Origin of the sequence: Paractinoplanes polyasparticus (assembly GCF_019710575.1) — a bacterium.
In the GTDB taxonomy this organism is placed as follows: domain Bacteria; phylum Actinomycetota; class Actinomycetes; order Mycobacteriales; family Micromonosporaceae; genus Actinoplanes; species Actinoplanes polyasparticus.
The window spans coordinates 34369-50208 of record NZ_JAHWFK010000041.1; the positions used below are offsets into that span (position 1 = coordinate 34369).

General features: G+C 70.8%; 15 protein-coding genes. 8 read left to right on the forward strand and 7 right to left on the reverse strand.

All coding sequences use genetic code 11. The annotated features are described in order from the left end of the window. Window positions 1-25: 25 nt before the first annotated feature. Both KXC43_RS34655 and KXC43_RS34660 read left to right on the forward strand, forming a co-directional pair. Entirely contained in the window at window positions 26-436 is a 411-nt protein-coding gene (locus KXC43_RS34655; protein ID WP_221380442.1) for a phage holin family protein, read from the forward strand. Beyond that, window positions 433-954 (forward strand): DUF3618 domain-containing protein, encoded by a 522-nt coding sequence (locus tag KXC43_RS34660; RefSeq protein WP_221380443.1) that lies wholly within the window; start codon window positions 433-435, stop codon window positions 952-954. The genes KXC43_RS34655 and KXC43_RS34660 overlap by 4 nt, the downstream gene beginning before the upstream one ends. 7 nt (window positions 955-961) lie before the next feature. Here the strand turns inward: KXC43_RS34660 and KXC43_RS34665 are convergent, their stop codons facing one another. The 3 genes from KXC43_RS34665 to KXC43_RS34675 form a co-directional block, all read right to left on the reverse strand. Then, a complete protein-coding gene (locus tag KXC43_RS34665; RefSeq protein ID WP_221380444.1) occupies window positions 962-1942 on the reverse strand; it encodes an SGNH hydrolase domain-containing protein in 981 nt (326 codons plus the stop codon). Next, complete coding sequence (locus tag KXC43_RS34670; protein WP_221380445.1) at window positions 1929-3149, reverse strand: acyltransferase family protein; 1221 nt, start codon at window positions 3147-3149, stop codon at window positions 1929-1931. Before KXC43_RS34670 ends, KXC43_RS34665 begins: the two co-directional genes overlap by 14 nt. A 107-nt stretch (window positions 3150-3256) precedes the next feature. Further along, on the reverse strand, window positions 3257-4279 hold the full coding sequence (locus KXC43_RS34675; RefSeq protein WP_221380446.1) for a glycoside hydrolase family 30 beta sandwich domain-containing protein: 1023 nt from the start codon (window positions 4277-4279) through the stop codon (window positions 3257-3259). Between the two features lie 47 nt (window positions 4280-4326). Here KXC43_RS34675 and KXC43_RS34680 point away from each other — a divergent pair, with 47 nt between their 5' ends. Further along, window positions 4327-5328, forward strand: coding sequence for a LacI family DNA-binding transcriptional regulator (locus KXC43_RS34680; protein WP_221380447.1), 1002 nt, complete (start codon window positions 4327-4329; stop codon window positions 5326-5328). Between the two features lie 116 nt (window positions 5329-5444). Here the strand turns inward: KXC43_RS34680 and KXC43_RS34685 are convergent, their stop codons facing one another. Genes KXC43_RS34685 through KXC43_RS34695 form a run of 3 tightly spaced genes read right to left on the reverse strand, consistent with a single transcriptional unit; the run spans window position 5445 to window position 8660 of the window. Then, window positions 5445-7370 carry a hypothetical protein gene (locus tag KXC43_RS34685; protein WP_221380448.1) on the reverse strand — a complete coding sequence of 642 codons (1926 nt, stop codon included), beginning with the start codon at window positions 7368-7370 and terminating at the stop codon, window positions 5445-5447. Between the two features lie 43 nt (window positions 7371-7413). Further along, entirely contained in the window at window positions 7414-8421 is a 1008-nt protein-coding gene (locus KXC43_RS34690) for a hypothetical protein (protein WP_221380449.1), read from the reverse strand. Continuing rightward, entirely contained in the window at window positions 8382-8660 is a 279-nt protein-coding gene (locus KXC43_RS34695) for a hypothetical protein (RefSeq protein WP_221380450.1), read from the reverse strand. Before KXC43_RS34695 ends, KXC43_RS34690 begins: the two co-directional genes overlap by 40 nt. Window positions 8661-8818: 158 nt before the next feature. Between KXC43_RS34695 and KXC43_RS34700 the strand changes: the two genes are divergently transcribed. From KXC43_RS34700 to KXC43_RS34710, 3 genes are all read left to right on the forward strand, one after another. Continuing rightward, window positions 8819-9922: a sensor histidine kinase gene (locus KXC43_RS34700; protein WP_221380451.1), complete on the forward strand. Its 1104-nt coding sequence runs from the start codon at window positions 8819-8821 to the stop codon at window positions 9920-9922. Next, the gene (locus tag KXC43_RS34705; RefSeq protein ID WP_221380452.1) at window positions 9919-10581 is read left to right on the forward strand and encodes a response regulator; all 663 of its coding nucleotides are present in this window, start codon (window positions 9919-9921) and stop codon (window positions 10579-10581) included. Before KXC43_RS34700 ends, KXC43_RS34705 begins: the two co-directional genes overlap by 4 nt. Window positions 10582-10692: 111 nt before the next feature. Further along, window positions 10693-11025, forward strand: a complete 333-nt coding sequence (locus KXC43_RS34710) for an STAS domain-containing protein (protein ID WP_221380453.1) — start codon at window positions 10693-10695, stop codon at window positions 11023-11025. Here the strand turns inward: KXC43_RS34710 and KXC43_RS34715 are convergent. After that, a complete protein-coding gene (locus KXC43_RS34715; protein ID WP_221380454.1) occupies window positions 10999-11364 on the reverse strand; it encodes an STAS domain-containing protein in 366 nt (121 codons plus the stop codon). The genes KXC43_RS34710 and KXC43_RS34715 overlap by 27 nt on opposite strands. Before the next feature lie 195 nt (window positions 11365-11559). Here KXC43_RS34715 and KXC43_RS34720 point away from each other — a divergent pair, with 195 nt between their 5' ends. Together KXC43_RS34720 and KXC43_RS34725 are read left to right on the forward strand one after the other, a co-directional pair. Then, window positions 11560-13632, forward strand: coding sequence for a PhoX family protein (locus tag KXC43_RS34720; protein ID WP_221380455.1), 2073 nt, complete (start codon window positions 11560-11562; stop codon window positions 13630-13632). Window positions 13633-13737: 105 nt separating this feature from the next. Beyond that, window positions 13738-15810, forward strand: a complete 2073-nt coding sequence (locus KXC43_RS34725) for a PhoX family protein (protein ID WP_221380456.1) — start codon at window positions 13738-13740, stop codon at window positions 15808-15810. Window positions 15811-15840 lie beyond the last annotated feature (30 nt).

The window sequence follows — 15840 nt, forward strand, 5'->3', positions numbered from 1 at the left end:
GACTCCCGAGGAAGGGAGCTCACTGATGACGACGCACACCGAGCAACAGCCGGTTGGTCAGCTGGTCAGCCAGCTGAGCGAACAGGTTTCGACGCTGGTGCGGGACGAGCTGACGCTCGCCCGGATGGAGATGGTCGAGAAGGGCAAGCGCGCCGGGGCCGGGGCCGGGCTGCTCGGCGGGGCCGGCGTGATCGCCCTGTACGGGCTGGGCGCCCTGTTCGTGACGATCGGAGCGCTGCTGGCGCTGGTCCTACCGGTCTGGGCGGCTGCCCTGATCGTGACGGTTCTGCTGTTCGCCGTGGCCGGAGTGGCCGCGCTGATCGGCAAGAACCAGGTGAAGCAGGCTGTGCCGCCGGAGCCCGAAGAGGCCATGGCGAGCGGCAAGCGCGACGTGGAAGCCGTGAAGGCGGCAATCCGGGACGGACGGCAGGCATGAGTGACACCAGATCGCGCGAGGAGATCCGCGCCGAGATCGCCGAGACTCGCGCCGAACTTGCCGACACCGCGTCCGCCCTGGCCGCCAAGGCGGACGTGAAGGCGCAGGTCAAGAACGCGGTGGCCGAGAAGAAGGAGGCCGCCGCGGACAAGACCGGGCAGGTGAAGCAGGCCGTCGCGGAGAAGGCCGAGCAGGTCAAGCAGGTCGCGGCCGAGAAGACCGAACAGGTCAAGCAGACCGCCGCCGAGAAGACCAAACACGTCAAGCAGACCGCCGCCGAGAAGACCGAACAGGTCAGGCACGCGACCGTGGACGGGCTGGCGCACGTCAAGCAGTCGACCGCGCAGCACACGGCTCGCCTCGCGGAGACCGCGGCCGGCACCACCGACCAGTTCGTCGGCCGCACCGACGCCGACGGGGTCGTGCGCGAGCGGCGTTCGATGCCGCTGGCCGTGGCCGCAGCGATCGCCGTGGCCGGCGCCGCGGTGGTGACAGCCCTGGTGCGACGGCGGCGTTAGTCGGGACTCAGGGAACGGCGTCCGGCGGGAAGTGCTCGAGCAGCGCTTCCTCCAGGACGCCGTTCAGCATGCGGACATATGTGCCCGTCAGGTGGAACCGGTTGCGATAGACGGTGACGTTGCCGATCACCGGCATGCAGAGGGCCGTGCACAGCCACGGCAGCACCGACACGTAGGCCGCGCCCGTCGCCCTGGCCGCTGCCGCGTCGGCGGCGTTCCACGTGCGTGCGGTGGCCGAGGTCCGGGTGGTGGAGCAGGCCGCGATGTTGTCGCGGTGGGCGGCGAGACACTCCGGCGCGCTCTGGTCGAGCACCGGCGTGTCGCCGAGCACCAGCACCTGCCGTGCGAACTCTTTCAGCGTACGCAGAGTGTGCGTGAGACCGGCCTGCCACTCACCCGGCGTGATCAGCCGGCCGCGGCCGCTCTTCTGCGAGAAGCTCTCGTTCGTCACGATCAGCAGTTCCGGCCGGATGGCCGCGATCCGGGCCGCCACAAACGCCCGGAACCGGTCGCACTCGGCGAACGGGCGCTGCTCCTGCTGGTTCCAGAAGGTGATGTTCAGGGCGGGGCACGCGGGCTTGCCGAAGACCTGCAACCGCCAGTCCCGCCGCTCGGCGATCACGCTCATCGCCGGCACCCACATCCCGGCGTGCGAGTCGCCGTAGAGCACCACGTCGGTCGCGCTCGCCCGGTCGCCGAAGACGCACGGCTCGATCCGGTCGGCCCGGGGGCCGGCTTCGCACTGTTCGTGGTCGAAGCCGGCGTCCTCGGCGGTGGTGGCCAGCGACGGCGTCAGGTCGGCGGGCAGCGTACGCAGCAGCGGGGCCTTGCCGACCGCGTCGAGCACGTCTTCGAGGCTGATCCGCGGGGCCGGCGGGGCGAGCACGCGCGGTGGCGGCGGCACCGCGGCGGTGCAGCCGGCGATCACGGTCAGCACCACGACCAGCGACGAAAGACGGAGACTACGGGCGGACTCACGGCTGGTCACGCGGTGCTCCTAGACGGGGGGTGTATTCCGCGCCGTTCCCGGGGTCGGCCGCGGGCGAGGTGGATGTCTGCCACCGGGCGACCGCGAGCGGCGCCACGATGAGCCAGGCGGCCAGGGACAGGCTCAGCACGTACGAGCGGCGCAGGTGGGCGCTGCGCCGGATCGGGTCCTCGAGGCAGACGTACGTGATCACGGCGAGCCCGAGCGAGGCCACGACCAGCAGCGCCCGGCTGGTGGCGGGCAGCGGCCCGCCGTACGCCTGCCCCGCGATCACCAGCACCGGCCAGTGCCACAGATAGAACGGGTACGACACGCGACCGAGCCGGACCAGCGGCCACCGGCCGAGCACGGAATCGCCGCGACCGGCCAGCACCAGCACCGTGGCCAGGACGGGCAGCGCGGCGGCGTACCCGGGGAAGGGTGTGGCGTCGTCGAAGGTCAGCGCGGCCACCACGATCAGGGCCAGCCCGGTGCCGGCCATCGCGGTGGCGATCCGGTACGGGATCCGGTCGAGCCGGGTCGCGGCCAGCGCGAGCAGGCAGCCGGCGCCGAGCTCCCAGCCGCGGGTCACGGGCGAGAAATAGGCCCACGTGCCGGTCTGCCAGATCGAGTACGCGAAGGACGCGGCCACCGCGGCGGCCAGCCACCAGCCGATCGCCCAGCGGAAGCCCAGCCAGAGCAGCACCACGATCGCGGCCGGCCAGACGAGATAGAACTGCTCCTCGACGGCGAGCGACCAGAAATGCTGCACCGGCGAGGGCGCGCCCTGAGAGGCGAGGTAGTCCGTGCCCCCGGCGGCGAAGTGGAAGTTTCCGGCGAACAGCGCCGACCAGACCACGTCGCCGGCGATCTCGTCGCCCCGCAGGTAGCCCAGCCAGTGATAGCTCGCCAGCAGCGTGGCCACCAGCACCACGGCGGCCGCCGGCAGGATCCGCCGGGCCCGCCGGGCGTAGAAGCCGATCAGCGACAGGCCGCCGGTCTCGCGGATCTCCCGCAGCATCAGCGACGTGATCAGGAAGCCGGAGACGACGAAGAAGACGTCCACGCCGATGTAGCCGCCGGCGAGGCCGGGGACGCCCGCGTGGAAGAGGACGACCAGCACGACCGCGACCGCGCGCAGGCCCTCGATGTCGGGACGGAAGCGGATCGTCGAACCGGCGGCCGCGGAGGCCGCCGGTCGGCGTACGCCGGTTGTCGTCTCTGTCATCGCGCACACGCTAGAGCGCACGAAAACCGGCAAACAGCGATTCCCCCTCTAAACAGCACGTTCCGGGAAAGATTCGACAGTTCGGCCGCGGGCGGATCGGCAGCGTGTTAGGCGCGATAGGCGCGGACGTCCGCCACCGACCACCAGTTGCCGTCCGGCACGGTCAACGTGATCCGGATCTGCCGGACGGTCCGGCCACGCAGGTCGGCCCGGGTGAACTGGCCGGCCGTCGAACTCGCGGCGGTCCACCAGCGCCGGCCGTCGGCCGAGGCGGTGATCGTGTAGCCGCGCGGAAAGTCGCCGACGTCAGCCCCGGTGTCGAAGACGATCCGCCCGAGAGGCTGGGCGCGGCCCAGGTCGACCTGAAGGAACTGGCCCGGTTGCTGACCCGCGTTCGTGGTCCAGCGGGTGCTCGCGTCGTCGTCGACCGCCAGGGCCGCGTCCGTCGCGGGGCTCGCGGTCGCCGTCCAGCCGGTCGGAGCGGTAGGCCGGTCACCCGACTGTCCACGCCAGACGAAGGTGGCCAGCCCGCCACCGGGCAGCGTGTATTCGAACGTACGACCGCCGTACTGCACCGCGAACGCCTGCGGATTGTCGTTCTCGTTGTGCGCGACCAGCACCGTGCTGCCGTCCGGGTTGACGAAGGCGACGTCCATGACGCGGCCGTTCCAGCCGGTCGCGCCGAAGGAGGTGCTCGCCACCCGTACGGCGCCCGGCCGCACGAACCGGGCCAGGTGACCGAGCGTGTAGAACTCGGCGTTCCGCGTCACCGAGCCGTCGTCGCCGACCGTCACCACGCCGGTGCAGGTGCCGCAGCCACCGTTGTGCGGGCCGTTGCTGTCGTCCAGGGCCAGATTCCAGTTGATCACGGTCTTGGCCCAGTTCCGGGTGTTGCCGACGATCAGGTTGCGGGCGTGCCACTTGAGCGTGTCGGAGAACGTGTTCGCCGGGTCGCTCGACTGGCTGCCCGAACACTCGGTGAAGTAGATGTCCTTGGCCGGGAACTCGTTGTGCAGCCGCGTCATGGCGCTCGGGTCGCCGTAGTAGCAGTGGTACGCCGTTCCGTCGATCCAGCGCGCAGCGGGCCACGGGACTTCCCCCTGTAACAAACGGAAACGTTTCTGATACATGCAGGAGGTCCCGCCGGTCGATGAGTGTCAATGTCTAAGCTGGCGTAATGCGACAAGGGCCCACCGTCCGGGACATCGCGGCCCAGGCCGGAGTCTCCATCGCCACCGTCTCGCGGGTGCTGAACGAGCAGGAACACGTCGCCCCCGGCACTCGTGAGCTGGTGCAGCAGGCCATCGACGAACTCGGCGGCCGCGCGCCCCGCCGCCGTCCCAGCCGTGCCGGGGCGGTCTTCGTGCGGTGCCCCTACCTGCTCACCGACTACTTCGGGCTGATTGTCTCGTCGATCGCCGAGACCCTCGACCTGAACGGCCTGCAACTCGTGCTGAACGCCGGCGAGGCCGCCCAGGAGAACCCGGTGCTGCCCACGCTGCCCACCCGCACCGGCATCGCCGGCGCGATCGTCGTGCTGCCCCCGGAGCCCGCCGCCGACCTGGTCGCGCTGCAGGCCACCGGCTTTCCACTGGTGGTCGTCGACCCGCGCGAGGACGTGCCGCGCGACATCGCCGCGGTGTCGGCGGCCCACTTCGCGGGCGCCCGCAGTCTCACCGCGCACCTGACATCGCTGGGACACCGCCGGATAGGTCTGCTCGCCGGCCCGGACAACTGGCTGGCCAGCACGGCCCGGCGGGCCGGCCACGTCTCGGCGCTGGCCGACGCCGGGGTGCTGCTGGAGTCTCAGCTGGCGATCCCGGGCGAACCGACCGTCCGATTCGGATTCCAAGCGGCCCAAAAACTGCTGAGTATGCGGGACCGGCCGACGGCGTTGGTGTGCTTCAACGACAAGGTGGCGTCGGGCGCGCTGACGGCGGCCGTACAGCTGGGGCTGCGCGTGCCGCAGGACGTCTCGATCGGGGGCTTCGACGACATCGACCTGGCCCAGGCGACCCGCCCGGCGCTGACGACTGTGCGGCAGCCGCTGGGCGAGATGGGGCGGATCGCGGTCGGCCTGCTGGTACGCATTCTGGACCGGCACCGGCTGGACGCTCTGCACATCGAACTGGCCACCGAGCTGATAGTGCGCAGCTCAACCGGCCCGGCGCCCCGCTAGCCGGCAACCAGCCATACCCCGCCCGCCCCTTGGGGGCCGAGCCCTGATCCAGTTTATCGGTCAGCGAGCCCGACGAACGCGTTGTCCACAGGGTGCCGGCCTTATCCACAGGCCGCTCACGGGCGTTGCTGTTGGCGGGGCGGGTCGGTTATGGAGCCCCAGCCGGGTGGCGCCGATTCGGGGGCGGCCAGCGGCTGGGGCTGGGAGACGGTGACCTGGCTGGGGTGGCGGGTCGCGGGGATCACGGCCTCGGACGGGTCGGGCAGCGGCTCGTGGGCAACCGGGGACATCGAGACGCGGGGCAGGGTGACGATGGCCGGGTCGACCTCGACGGCCTGGACCACTGAGCCTCGGCCCTCGCTCTTCACCAGGATCATCGCGTACTCGGGAAGGTCTTGAAGGACGCGCGGCTCGAGGACGTATTCGTAGACCCGCTGGGCCGACGCCGCCTCGCTCCAGTTGGTGCCCTTGGCCGTCGATTCGGTCTGGCTCCAGTTGCGGGTCTTGCTCCAGTTCGTGCTGGTGTAGCGGCGCAGGCCGTGGCGGGACGCCCGCTCGCCCTTGGCGCCGCCCTTCGTCTCGGATTCGCCCACCGTGTCGGCCAGCGTGTGGGTTTCTTCGCCACCCAGCGTGCGGGTCAGCTGGCTCAGCACGAACTTGTGGCCGCGGCCGACGAACTCGGCCGCCTGCGCCGCCTCCTGATGGTTGCCCAGGCGCATCAGCGCCACCTCGCCGCCGCCGATGGTCCGCAGCGACTCGGCGCGCAGGTGTGAGAAGAACAGGACGAGCCGGATGCCGCGGCGCTCGCAGAGGGTGCTGAGCCGTTCGATCGCGCGGTGGTCGATCTCGTCGGCGCCGAGCAGCACGAGCGAGCCGATCGGCGTGGTCTCGCGGCGCACCTGGTGGCCCAGCCACTGCACGAGCAGGTCTTTGAGCAGTTCGTGTTGCGCGCGCCCGCCGCCACCCTCGGCGACCAGGCAGGTCAGGTCGGCCGGGGGTGTCGTCGCGGGGGCGCTGCCCATCGCCTCCAGCGGGTGCAGGAACGCTTCGATCCGGCGCAGGCGCGACTCCTCGGGACGCAGGCGACCGAGCTGATCACGCTCGCCGTCGGACAGTGGCGCGTCCTGTCCGGACAGGGCCCGCAGCGCGGCCAGTAGCCGGCCCATGGTCAGCGACGGCGCAAGAATGCCGGCGATCTGGTTGAGCAACAGAGCGTCCTGCGACCGCTCGGCCCGGTTTCCCCCGCTGCCGGCGTCGCCGTACATGGCCTCGACGAGCCCGTCCACCAGTTCCTCCGGTGCGAGCCCGGCCACCAGGTCGAACGACGCCAGGTCGGCGGGCAACACCACTTCCCGTACGGATCGTCCGGTGCCCAGGGCCAGCTGCATCAACTCCCCCGACAGCGCCTCGCCGGTGAAATCGGCCAGGACCATCCGTCCGCGCGTCGCCAGCAGCGAGCCGCCGAAGACGGTCAGCACGGCCTCCCAGCCGTACGACGTGCCGCCGACGATGTCGACCCGGCGCGTGCCCGGCGACGGACTGGCCGCCGACCATTCCGGCCGGGCGTCGACCGCGTGCTGTTGCTGCTGATCGTGCCACTGGCGGCGGCTGTCCCAGGAGGCGTGCTCCGTGGCGTACGCCGCCTGGGCCTGGCTCTGCGCCTCGGCCACCGACTTGCGGGCGAGTGACGGCGCGATGCCGGCCAGAATCGCCCCGGCCACACCGCCGAGGGCGGAGATCCCGGCCAGAAAGAGCACCAGGGTCCGCGCGCCCTCGGCGTCCCGGGTCAGCACCCCGCCGCAGCACCCGATGAGGACCGTCAGCCCGAAGCCCACACCGAGCGAGATCAGGACCCGCTTGACCACGCCGCGCTGGGCCCGGTCGAGCCGCTCTTGCAGCTCGGGCGGGATCGGCGCGGGTTGCGGCGGCGGTTCCATGAACTTCCGCCGGTAGAGGTTCCGGTCATTGAAGATCCATCCCAGCCGCTCGCCCTCGGTGGCCAGCTGCTCGAGCGGTCTCGGTGCGGGAACGGGGCTCGTCATCGCGGGGGACTCCGGGGGCCGTGGTGGTGTTCCCCTGAAGGTACTAGGAGGACACTGCTACGGGCTCACCACGAGAGGTGGCGGGCGCGGCGAGGGCGACGGCCATCAAGCCGAAGCCGGCCACCAGCACGAGGGGACCGACAACCCCGATCGGGCCCAGGCCCAGCAGGAAGAAGCCGGCGAACCCGGCCACCACGATCACCGGCACCCACCACCGGACCAGTTTGTCGACCGCCGCGCCGACCGCGACCAGAATCAGTCCCAGGAACGTCAGCACCATGCCCGGCAGCACCCAGCCCAGTGAGAAGGTCGCGTACCCGCCGGTCAGCTCGGCTGCCCGGTCGGCCACCGCGTCGCCCAGGGCCTGCCGGGCGGCCAGGTCGAGGTAGTCGCCGAACATCAGGGCGCTGAAGTTGATCAGGCCGAGCACCGCGAGTCCCGCCACCACCCGGGTGAAGCGACCACCCCGAGCGGCCACCGTCAGCACCGCCGGAATGAACAGCACCCACGCCAGGTGCAGGAAGAATGCGCTGGCCTGGGCCAGCCCCGGGTATCCGAGGAAGTCATCCCCGGGCGGCACGGTGGCCATCCCGACGGCGAACGACAGCGGCGCCGCAACCAGGCAAGCGAGGCCCACCCGCCGCCGGAGCACGCCGAAGACGTCCGGTTCATCCGGCGGGGAGAACCGCATGAGCTGCCGCGCCGCCATCCCGTACGCCACAATCAGCACCACGGGCCCGGTCAGGCACAGGGGCACCGGCGAGATCGCGAACAACAGATACAGCGCCGCCCCCAGCACAGCCAGCCCGGCGGTCCACCAGTTGATCACCCGCGCCCGCGCCGCTGCCAGCGGCGTGACGACGAGCGCCACCGCCCAGCCCACGATCCCCGGGATCTGCCACCCCGCCACCGCCCAGCCCATCGCCCCCACCCGGTCGTCGTACGACGCCAGTTGCGCATCGGTCAGCCCGGCCTGCTGCTCCAGGCTGAGCAGCCCGAAGTCGGCCGCCATCAACGCCGAGAACGTGACCAGCCCCAACACCGTGGCCACCCAGCGACACCCGCCAGCACCGCCCCTCGCCGCCGCACCAAGGCGAGCAGCCCCAGGAACCCGGGCACGCACAGCACCCAGGCCCAGTGCAGAAGCAGCGAGTGCCATTGCGTCGCCTCCGGGTGCCGGCGATAGATCCCGTACCCCTGATCGTCACCCAGCGCCGGATCGATTCCGGTCGACACCGCCAGCGCCACCGGCGCCAGCACCAGACTGGCCGCAGCCACCTTCCGCCACATGATCATCTCCCTGGTCGATTGACAACGCCGACGACGCTAGGGAGCCGGAACCCGGTGGTAACCCGTACGCGGAGTGATCTCGAATCCGCCGCGCGGCGGAGGGCCCGTCATCCTCAGGACGGGTTCGGCACCGGGCCGGCGGGCCGTACCGTCGGCGCATGCGGCTGCGACCCACCGACCTGGCGCTGACCGGCGGCTTCGTGCTCTTCGCGCTGACCGAGGAATACCTGATCGCCATGCCGGGCCGCTGGTGGCCGCTGGTCCTGGCCCTGTCGGCGGCCACCGTGCTGTTCCGCCGGTTCGTGCCGCTGCTGGCCATGACTCCGCACGCGGTCGAGCCGACGTCCGTCTTCTACAGCCCGGCCGTCATAGCCGGCGAGCAGACCGTCAACTTCCGGCTGTGGCAGCTGGTCGGCACGATGATCGTGATCTACACGGTGGGGCGCCACGTGCCTCCGCACGGCTTCCAGCGGCGCGGCCTGATCGGCGCGGGTCTGGTCGTGGCCACGTTCGTCGTCTACCTGGCCAACGACCCCGGTGATCCCATGGCCGCGTTGTTCTTCCCGCTGGCCCCGTACGTGCTGGGTGTGACGCTCTCCGTGCAGGCCCGGCGGATCGCCGCCTTCCGTGAGCAGCAGGCCCGCGAGGCCATCCTGGAGGAGCGCGTCCGCATCGCGCGCGAGCTGCACGACATGGTGGCGCACAGCGTGACCGTGATGGTCGTGCAGGCCGGCGCCGTACGACGCCGGCTGGACGCGGGCCTGCCGGTCGACAGCGAGCTGCTGCGCGGAATCGAGTCGTCGGGCCGGGAGGCGGTGGGCGAACTACGCCGTACGCTCGGCCTGCTGCGCGGCGAAGGGGCGGACGCCACGCAGTCCCCGGTCGGCCTCGACCGCCTCGACGAGTTGATCGCGCAGGTGCGGGAGGCCGGCTTGACCGTGACCCTGCGCCAGCAGAAGCATCCGGTGCCGCCGGCGATCGACCTCTCCGCGTACCGGATCGTGCAGGAGGCCCTCACGAACGTGCTGCGGCACGCCGGCCCGGCGCGGGTGGAGGTGACGGTCGGCGTCGAGAGCGACGGCCTGCACCTCGAGGTGGTCAACGACGGCCGGCCGGTGATCGTGGGCGCCGGCGGTCAGGGGCTGATCGGGATGCGGGAACGGGCCACCCTGTTCGGCGGCGAGCTCACCGCCCGGCCGCGGGAGAAAGGCGGTTTCGCCGTACGGGCACGGCTGCCTCTGCCGGTGGCGGTGCTCCGATGACGATCTCCGTGGTGATCGCCGACGACCAGCGGATGATCCGGGCCGGCCTGCGCATGGTGATCGAGACCGAGCCCGACATGCTGGTCGTGGGTGAGGCCGGTGACGGCGCCGAGGCGGTGACGGTGGCCCGGCGCCTGCGGCCGGACGTCGTGCTGATGGACATAGCCATGCCCCGACAGGACGGCCTGGCCGCGACGAGCACGCTGCTCGACAGCCCGCACCCGCCCCGGGTGATCATGCTGACGACGTTCGACACCGACGAGAACCTCTACCGGGCACTGCGCGCGGGTGCGAGCGGGTTCCTGCTCAAGGTGTCGTCGCCGGAGCACCTGATCACCGCGATCCGGGTGGTTGCGGCGGGCGAGGCGCTGCTCGACCCGGCCGTCACCACGCGGGTGATCTGCGCCTTCGCCGGCCAGCCCGACCCGCAGCCGCCGGCTGTGCTGGACGGCCTCACCCCGCGCGAGGCCGAGGTGCTGCGCCTGGTGGCCCGCGGCCTCTCGAACGCCGAGATCGCGGCCGCCCTGGTCGTGGGCGAGGCCACCGTGAAGACCCATGTCGCCCGCGTCCTGATGAAGCTGGGGCTGCGGGACCGGGTGCAGGCGGTCGTCTTCGCGTACGAGTCCGGCCTGGTCCGGGCCGGCCAGTCGCCGGTATGAACGTGACCTTGTCGTGACCTGGTGAATTCTTCTTCGGAGCAGTCGACGGTCCCGTGGGCGAAGCCCTAGCCTGACACCCCGGAGAACAGCGGGTAACGGAAGGTGTACGCGATGACCGCGTCTACGGTCGACGTTGAAACCACCCCCGACGGCACTATCGTCATCCAGCCCCACGGCGTGCTCGGGGCCGACGACGCGGTCGAATTGCGCCGTACGCTGGTCTACGCGCTCCGCCACCTGCGACCGCTGCGCCTGGTCCTCGACCTGCAGGACGTGCACGACGTCGACCCGATCAACCTGGGCACGCTGGCCGCCGCCTGCCATCTCGGCGATGACCACCACGTCGCGGTGTTCCTCGACCACACGTCCGTGTCGATCGCCGGCCGCCTCAGCGCCGCCGGCGTGGCCACCCACCGGCTACGAGACGTCGGCCGCGCTGCCTGACAGCCAGACCGGGGCATAGAGGGTCTCGTCGTCCCGGCGGGGGCTGAGCCGCGTCGCCTCCAGCAGCAGTTGCACCGGGCCCCGGGCATTGGTCACCTCGAAGCCATAGCCGCCCCGCAGTGCGGTGGTGTAGCCGGTCAGCAGCACCTCGACGCACTCGCTGCTGATGTCGCCGACCCCGGCGACGTCGAGGACGACCCGGCCCCGGCGGGTGCGGGCGAAGGCGTCCCGGAGGGCCCGCCGCAGGTCACGGTGCGCCGTGCGGTCGAAGACGCCACCCAGCAGCAGATAGGTCGTCTTACCCGTGCGGTCGGTGTCCCTCTCGATGGAGAAGCTCATGACCCCTCTGTATCCAGCGCAGATGGACGGTCGATGACTTCCACGGGGCCAATCGGTAGCCCCTCGCCGGTGCGACGGAAGATCCGCATACGGGTTGTTGACGGCTTAACGCACGTTTTTCAGGACCCGGATACGAGACAGTTGATCATCGTTTCGTGTTTACCTGATGTTCATCAATGCCGATGGAGGTCAACGATGCCCGATCCCGAACGCCGACTGTTACCGCTGCTCGGCCGCCACAGCGGCGGACGCGACGCGATGACCTGCCTCTACCGGTGCGGCAACGCCTGCGACCATCCGGCGCCCAACCAGTCCGGCAACGCGTACTTCGGCGACATCGTCAATGCCGCCGTGAGCCGGCGCGGACTGTTCGCCGCGGGCGGGGCGGGCGCCCTGGTGCTGGGAGTGGGTGGCTCGGCGGTCCCGGCAGGCGCCGCGCCGTCCGCGCCGCCGGCACCGGCGCCGGCGAAGGGCGGGTCCGCGCTCACCTTCAAACCGATCCCGCCCAACGAGATCGACGCGGTGCTCGTCCCCAACGGCTACGACCACGCGCTGGTGATCCGCTGGGGCGATCCGATGGTGCCCGGCGCGCCCGCGTTCGATCTCGAGCACCAGACCGGCGAGACGCAGTCCAAGCAGTTCGGCTACAACAACGACTTCCTCTGCGTGGTGCCGATTCCCGGCAGCGACCGCCGCGCGCTGCTCGTGTCCAACCACGAGTACACGAACGAGGAGCTGATGTTCCCCGGCTTCACCACGCACGAGGCGCTGCCCGTCGAACAGGTGCGGGCCGCGATGGCCGCCCACGGCATGTCGGTGGTGGAGATCGAGCGGGTCGGGCGCACCGGCCAGTGGCAGGCCGTGCGGGGCAAGCGGCTGCCCTACAACAAGCGGCTGACCATGCTGGCGACGCCGTTCCGGGCGGACGGCCCCGCCGCCGGATCGCCCTTCCTGCGTACGGTGGCCGACCCCAGAGGCACGACCATCATCGGGACGCTGAACAACTGCGCGGGCGGGCTCACCCCGTGGGGCACGGCATTGTCCGGTGAAGAGAACTTCAACCAGTACTTCGTCGGTGGCGACGCCGTGCCCGAGGCCGACAAGGCCCGGCTCAACCGCTACGGCATCCTCACCACCGCGCGCTACCCGAGCGGGTCGCGGCGCTGGGAGCGGGCGCAGGAACGCTTCGACCTCGCCAAGCACCCCCACGAGGCCAATCGCTTCGGCTGGATCGTCGAGGTCGACCCGCTCGAGCCCGGCGCGCTGCCGCGCAAGCACACCGCGATGGGCCGCTTCAAGCACGAGGGCGCCAACGTCATCGTGGCCAGGAACGGCCAGGTCGCGGCGTACATGGGTGACGACGAACGGTTCGAGTACCTGTACAAGTTCGTCTCCGACAAGCGGTACCGCCCCGGCGACCGCCGGCACAACCTGACCCTGCTCGAGTCGGGCACGCTCTACGTCGCGAAGCTCACCGGCGACAGCCCGCCGGCCGAGATCGACGGCACCGGCAAGCTGCCGTCCGACGGCGCCTTCGACGGCACGGGCAGATGGATCAAGCTCGTCTCCGGCAACACCTCGTTCGTGCCCGGCATGACCGCCGTCGAGGTGCTCACCTTCACCCGCGAGGCCGGCGACAAGGTCGGCGCGACCAAGATGGACCGGCCCGAAGACGTCCAGCCCAGCCTGCAGAGCGGCAAGATCTATGCGGCGCTGACCAACAACACCAACCGGGGCGTCGGCACCTATCCCGGTGTCGACGAGGCCAACCCGCGCGTGGCCAACAAGCACGGCCAGATCTTCGAGATCGTCGAGGATCGCGGCGACCACACCGGCGAGACCTTCACCTGGTCGCTGCCGATCGTCTGCGGCGACCCGACCGACCCGGCCACCTACTTCGCGGGCTACGACAAGACCAAGGTGTCGCCGATCTCGTGCCCCGACAACGTCGCCTTCGACAGCTCCGGCAACCTCTGGATCTCGACCGACGGCAACCAGCTGGGCAGCAACGACGGCCTCTTCGCGACCGCGATCGAGGGCCCCGAGCGCGGTCACCTCAAGCAGTTCCTGACCGTGCCGCCGGGCGCCGAGACGTGCGGACCGTTCATCACCGCCGACGACCGGTCGGTGCTGGTCGCCGTGCAGCACCCGGGCGAGATGACCGGCGCCACCGTCGACAACCCGGCCTCGACCTGGCCCGACGGCGAGTACGCGAAGCCGGCCGTGGTGGTCACCTGGCGACTCGACGGCGGACGGATCGGGAGTTAGAGCGTTTACTCTCCGTTCACCGGTTACCGGTGGATCGCGACGTGTCGGCTCTCCTAGCGTTCGGGCAGCCCACCATGCGTGCGGCTAGATGATCAAGGAGAGCCGATGCGTCGACTTCTACCCCTGCTGGGCCACAGTGGTGGCTCACGGGATGCCATGACCTGTCTCTACCGCTGCGGCAACGCCTGCGACCACCCGGCGCCCAACACGTCGGACAACCCGTACCTCGGTGACGTCGTCAACGCGTCGATGAGCCGGCGCGGTGTCATGCGGGCCGGTGCGGCCGGTGCCCTGGTTCTCGGAGTGGGTGGCGCTTCCGCCGCTGCGGCGGTCCCGGCAGCCGCCGCACCGGTGCCGGCGACGGCCCCCAAGCCGGCGGGCAAGGCCGGCAAGATCAGCTTCAAGGCGATCCCGCCCAACACGCTCGACAACCTGGTCGTGCCCAACGGTTACGACTCGGCCGTCGTGATCCGCTGGGGCGACCCGGTGGTGGCCGGCGCCCCGGACTTCGACCTGGGCGGGCAGACCGCCAAGCGCCAGTCGCAGCAGTTCGGCTACAACAACGACTTCGTCGGGGTGCTGCCGTTCGGCAACTCGGGCGACCGCGCGCTGCTCGTGGTCAACCACGAGTACACCAACGAGGAGCTGATGTTCCCGGGCTTCACCAGCCTGGACGCGCTCACCGTGGAGCAGATCAAGGTCGCGATGGCGGCCCACGGCCTGTCGGTGGTCGAGATCGAGCGCGCCGGCCGCACCGGGCAGTGGACGCCCGTACGCTCCAAGCGGCTGCCCTACAACAAGCGCATCACCGCTCTCGAGACGGTGTTCAAGCTGACCGGCCCGGTGGTCGGCACGTCCGCCGTGAAGACCGCGGCTGACCCGCGGGGGCAGTGGGTCATCGGTACGCTCAACAATTGCGCCGGCGGGGTCACCCCGTGGGGCACCGTGCTTTCGGGCGAAGAGAACTTCAACCAGTACTTCGTCGGCGGCGACGCCGTTGCCGAGGCCGACAAGCCGAAGCTGAACCGCTACGGCATCACGACCACGGCCCGCTACCCGAGCGGCTCGCGCAAGTGGGACCGCGCCCAGGAGCGCTTCGACCTGGCCAAGCACCCGAACGAGGCCAACCGCTTCGGCTGGATCGTCGAGGTCGACCCGTTCGACCCCGACGCCCCGCCGCGCAAGCACACCGCGATGGGCCGCTTCAAGCACGAGGGCGCCAACGTCATCGTCGCCAAGAGCGGGCACGTCGTCGCGTACATGGGTGACGACGAGCGCTTCGACTACCTCTACAAGTTCGTGTCGGAGAAGAAGTACCGCCCGGGCGACCGCCGGCACAACCTGACCCTGCTCGAGTCGGGCACGCTGTACGTCGCTCAGGTGACCGGCGACAGCCCGGCGGCCGAGATCGACGGCACCGGCAAGCTCCCGTCCGACGGGGCCTTCGACGGCACCGGCAAGTGGATCAAGCTGGTCTCGGGGAACAAGTCGTTCGTTCCCGGCATGACCGTGGCCGACATCCTCACCTGGACCCGGCTGGCCGGCGACGCCGTCAAGGCGACCAAGATGGACCGTCCCGAGGACGTCCAGCCGAGCCTCCGCACCGGCAAGATCTACGCGGCGATGACCAACAACACGAACCGGGCCGTCGGCACGAACCCGGGCGTGGACGAGGCCAACCCGCGCAGCGCCAACAAGCACGGCCACATCTTCGAGATCACCGAGGACAAGGGCGACCACACCGGCGAGTCCTTCACCTGGACCCTGCCGATCGTGTGCGGCGACCCGGCCGCCGCCGACACCTACTTCGGCGGGTACGACAAGACGGCCGTCTCGCCGATCTCGTGCCCCGACAACGTCGCCTTCGACAGCGCCGGCAACCTCTGGATCTCGACCGACGGCAACGCCCTGGGCACCAACGACGGCCTGTTCGCGACCCCGATCGAGGGCTCCGAGCGCGGCCACCTGCGGCAGTTCCTCACCGTGCCGCGCGGCGCCGAGACCTGCGGCCCGTTCATCACCGGCGACGACCGCTCGGTCTTCGTCGCGGTCCAGCACCCCGGCGAGATCTCCGGCGCCACCGTCGACAAGCCCGTCTCCACCTGGCCCGACGGCGACTACGCCAAGCCGGCCGTGGTGGTCTCGTGGCGCCTCGACGGCGGCCCGATCGGCAGCTGAACACCCTGGGACGGGTCGCCCGACGGGCGG